Origin of the sequence: Microcystis sp. M_QC_C_20170808_M9Col, assembly GCF_007095495.1 — a bacterium.
In the GTDB taxonomy this organism is placed as follows: Bacteria; Cyanobacteriota; Cyanobacteriia; order Cyanobacteriales; family Microcystaceae; genus Microcystis; species Microcystis aeruginosa.
Genome location: NZ_SFBZ01000318.1, coordinates 1 through 3,943 on the forward strand (window position 1 = coordinate 1; position 3,943 = coordinate 3,943).

Annotated in this window: 3 protein-coding genes; all 3 read right to left on the reverse strand. The window is 41.7% G+C overall.

Annotated features, from left to right (window positions below; all coding sequences use genetic code 11):
- Nucleotides 1-133: 133 nt before the first annotated feature.
- The 3 genes from EWV68_RS20185 to EWV68_RS20195 all read right to left on the reverse strand — a co-directional run bounded on the left by EWV68_RS20185 (nucleotide 134) and on the right by EWV68_RS20195 (nucleotide 3,800).
- Nucleotides 134-703, reverse strand: coding sequence for an IS607 family transposase (locus tag EWV68_RS20185; protein ID WP_061430486.1), 570 nt, complete (start codon nucleotides 701-703; stop codon nucleotides 134-136).
- A gap of 629 nt (nucleotides 704-1,332) precedes the next feature.
- Nucleotides 1,333-2,577, reverse strand: a complete 1,245-nt coding sequence (gene sigC / locus EWV68_RS20190; protein WP_061430487.1) for an RNA polymerase sigma factor SigC — start codon at nucleotides 2,575-2,577, stop codon at nucleotides 1,333-1,335.
- Between the two features lie 161 nt (nucleotides 2,578-2,738).
- A complete protein-coding gene (locus EWV68_RS20195) occupies nucleotides 2,739-3,800 on the reverse strand; it encodes an anthranilate phosphoribosyltransferase family protein (protein WP_061430488.1) in 1,062 nt (353 codons plus the stop codon).
- Between the last annotated feature and the right edge of the window lie 143 nt (nucleotides 3,801-3,943).

Below are 3,943 nucleotides of genomic sequence, written 5' to 3' on the forward strand. Positions count from 1 at the left end.
CCATAAATGAAGTTTTGTCGGATTAAATAATTGGCTGAGTTGTAAAGATTTTTAGACTGCCAAGATAAATTATCTATCTCAGCCCAAAATCGATGTCCTTTCTTGATAATGTGTCTTTCTGCTACTAACATTATTATCCGTTGTCTTTTAACTCAGCTATAATCTTTTCTGTCTTTCTTTTCGACCTTCTTAATCCGTAAATTCGAGAACAAAAAGAGGTGATAATCGCTATTAAATCTGACATCAACTCATCCTGATTTTCCTCACTTTGATTGACAATCTCCAGTTTTTTATCTAGTTCTTTTAACAAGATTTCTAGATAATTAGTCCCAAATCTGGCTAGACGGTCTTTGTGTTCAACAATTAAAACATTATAATTGGGGTCAACTAGAATTTTGGCTAATTGTTGGCGATTATCGTTTAATCCACTGCCTACTTCTTTGACAACTTTGTAGATTTTGTAGCCTCTGGCAACAGCATAATCTTTTAATCGGTCAGCTTGTCTATCTAGATTGTCTTTATTTTCGGCACTGGAAACTCTTGCATAAATGCAAGCTATCAAGTCGGGTTTTGAATGGTTGTCATCCGTTATGATAATTGTACCAGAAGGCAATTGATAACCTGTTAAATTTCCTTGTTTCCACCACCTCCAAGCCGTTCGATAACTTATTCCTGTTTTTTTTGCATATTCTGATAGTTTCATATCTATATATTACCATGCTTGACTATATCTGACTATATTTGTATTGAAACTTTACAATACTAAATCCGTTGAGTATAGGCTACATATCAGGATAGGCAAGAGGCAATAGGCAAAAGGAGGAATAAATAATCAGTTTTTAATAACAGGATTTAGGATAAATCCTGTTTAAAAGGTATAGGGGAGTGGGGAGCGCCGGAGCAGGGAGAAACAATCCATGACTGGGGAGTTAATCACAATATTAAAAACGGATTTGGTATCATCAAATCCTTATTCTCGGTGAGTTAAAATCTCCTAAAAAAATAGGGAGTATTTTCAGATCACTGATTATACTAAATCCGTTGAGTATAGGCTACATATCAGGATAGGCAAGAGGCAAGAGGCAAGAGGCAAAAGGAGGAATAAATAATCAGTTTTTAATAACAGGATTTAGGATTACTTTTTACTGTTTACTGTTCACTGAAAATACTCCCCACACCCTGCCCCCAGGAAAAACTTTTTGGCTCTTCGGTTTGTGTTATGCAATGGACGGGGGTTATAAGGGATGGAACACTTATATAGAAAGGCATTCAGCGATTTTTGTCAATTGTTTTTGATCTAGAGCGAACTAATCAATTAAGCACATACCCTAACTAACTCAACGCTTCAAAATAATCGCGAATTTGATTATGTAGCTGGGATTGACGCAGTTTTTGCAAAGCTTTCAACTCAATTTGTCGTACCCTTTCCCGGGATAATTCCAAAGTGCGACCGATATCGGCTAAAGAATGGGATTTACCATCGAGAAAACCATAGCGCAATTCAATCACTTGTCGTTCGCGAGTGGTTAAATCTGCCAATAGTTCTCTGATATCTCTTTGCAAAGATTCATAGACAAGATGATTTTCTGAAGACACTGCTTCGGTTTCCAAAAGGTCTAATAATTCCGTATCTTTTTCCTTACCCACTTTTATTTCTAAGGAAACCGAACGCGGCACTGTCATCAACAATTCCCGCACAGCTTCAGGGGTCAGAGCTAACTCTTGGGCAATTTCCTCTACGGTCGCAGTGCGACCGCGCATTTGCGATATTTTCCGTTGTGCCTTCTTAATTCTGTTGAGTTTTTCGGTAATATGAACCGGTAAGCGAATAATCTGGCTTTTAGTTGCGATCGCTCTTGTAATTCCTTGACGGATCCACCAGTAGGCATAGGTACTAAAACGATAGCCTTTGGTGGGATCAAATTTCTTGACGGCGCGTTCTAAACCCAGGGTTCCCTCTTGAATCAAATCCAATAATTCTAAACCGCGATTCTGATATTTTTTGGCCACCGACACCACCAGACGTAAATTCGCCTTGATCATCTGTTCTTTGGCACGGGTACCAAGGGCAATAATTTCTTCTAATTCCCCCACTTCTAAGCCCGCTAGGTGCGCCCAACGCTGTTTCCCTGCTTTTAAAGCATTTTTTAACTCAGACACCCTGATTTGGGCGGTTTTTGCCCAGCGTTCTAGGGAGGGACGATGGGCTAATTGAGCGGTTAGCTGATCGCGCACCTCAATTAACTTGACAAATTGCTGTACTTTTGCATCACCTTGTTTAACGGCGGCGGCGCATAATTTCAGTAAAGACAGATGACGCTGTACCTGTTGCGCTTGTTCAACTTCCTCGTCCCGTTTGAGCAGAGGCACTCTGCCAATGTCTTGTAGGTATAAACGTACTAAATCGGTAGTTGTGCCGTTGCTGTAGCTTTTTTCGGGACTAGATACTAAATCATCTTCCAAATCACTGCCGAGAAAATCTTCATCCAGGTCGAGCGAGTTTTCTTTCAGTTTTAAGATAGAAAAAGAGGGACAGATAAATTCAGTTTCGAGCGTCGAGGGGTTAATTGCAGACATGATGGCTTCTCTAGGGGCGACTGTGATAGGAATTAGAAACTTCTAAATCGTTTACCGTAGTCATAGCTTTCCCACTTGAGCGAGGAAATGATGCAGTTGGGAAAATTTTTTTCTCAAAAGTATTTATAATGGAGTGATTTTCCCTACAGTCCTATTCCTATCTATTCCTGATTTTCCAGATAATTACTGATCTCTTCTAGTTTAGCCAGGGCTTTTCCCGACTGTAAACATTGTTGTGCTTGCTGGAAAGCCGTGGGGATATCCGGGGCAATTCCACAGCGCCAAAGATAAAAACCACCGTTAAAAATTGCCGCATCGGTTAATTCATTGTTTTCTCCGGCTAATAAACCCTTTAATTTAGCGGTGAGCATCTCTAAAGATTCGAGGGGATAATCCGAGGGACAGAAGCCATAATCGCGAGGATTTAGGAAAAATCGCTGAAAGGAAGGGGGATCGGTGGGATTTCCCAGACCGATAATCGCCGTCCGATTACAGGCTAAATCACAACTGCCCTCTAATCCTTTCACGGTGGTGAAGTGAGAGATATTTCTCAGAGCGAAAGTTTCGCGAAAACGATCTTCGGTGGGGGGGTGAACAAAACCCGATATCTGATGAATATTACCCACAAAAGGCGACCAGATTAACTCTACCGTAGCCATAGGCGGGCGTTTACCGATTTGCTCCCGATAGGGAATAAAATTCTGTACTAGGGGAAAATGGCGCGGAATATAGAAAAAAGTGAATCTTGTGGTGATTAAACAGTCTTTCACTGCTGCTAAGGATAATTGACTAAAATCTGCTCCTAATTGCTGCCAGATTTCCCTCAGGGAAATGCCGTATTTAGTTGGCATTCGATCGCCCCCGTGCAGGACTACGGGAACCCCCGCCGCCGCTAAGATTAAAGTAGTGATCGGAGTAACCGGGGCAGTGCGAGAGCGTCCATCGTAGGGATTGCCAAAAATAGCGATCGGATGCTGAAAAGAGGCTGATTCTAGGGTTATTTGCGGGCCAAGCTCGGCGTAGGCATCAAGCATTCCCGCTAACTCATCGCTGGTGGGGCGTTTAATGCGATGAGCAATCATAAAAGCACCGATTTGGGCCGGGGTTGCCTCTTGGGTTAACATCATCTTGGTGGCCATTGCCGCTTCGGGACGGGTTAAATTTCTGCCCGTATGGGTGCCACTACCGATCACTTTTAATAATTCTCGAAAAGTATCACTCATCTCAAGGAAAAAAATAAAGAGTAAATAGGGTTTGCTGAATAAATCTAAAAACCTTGTTGGATAAGACTTTTAGACTTGTTTTCCCTCAAAAAGTGCCGACCTTTGGAGTGATTGGGGGGAAAATCCCTGGACTTTTTCCCTGA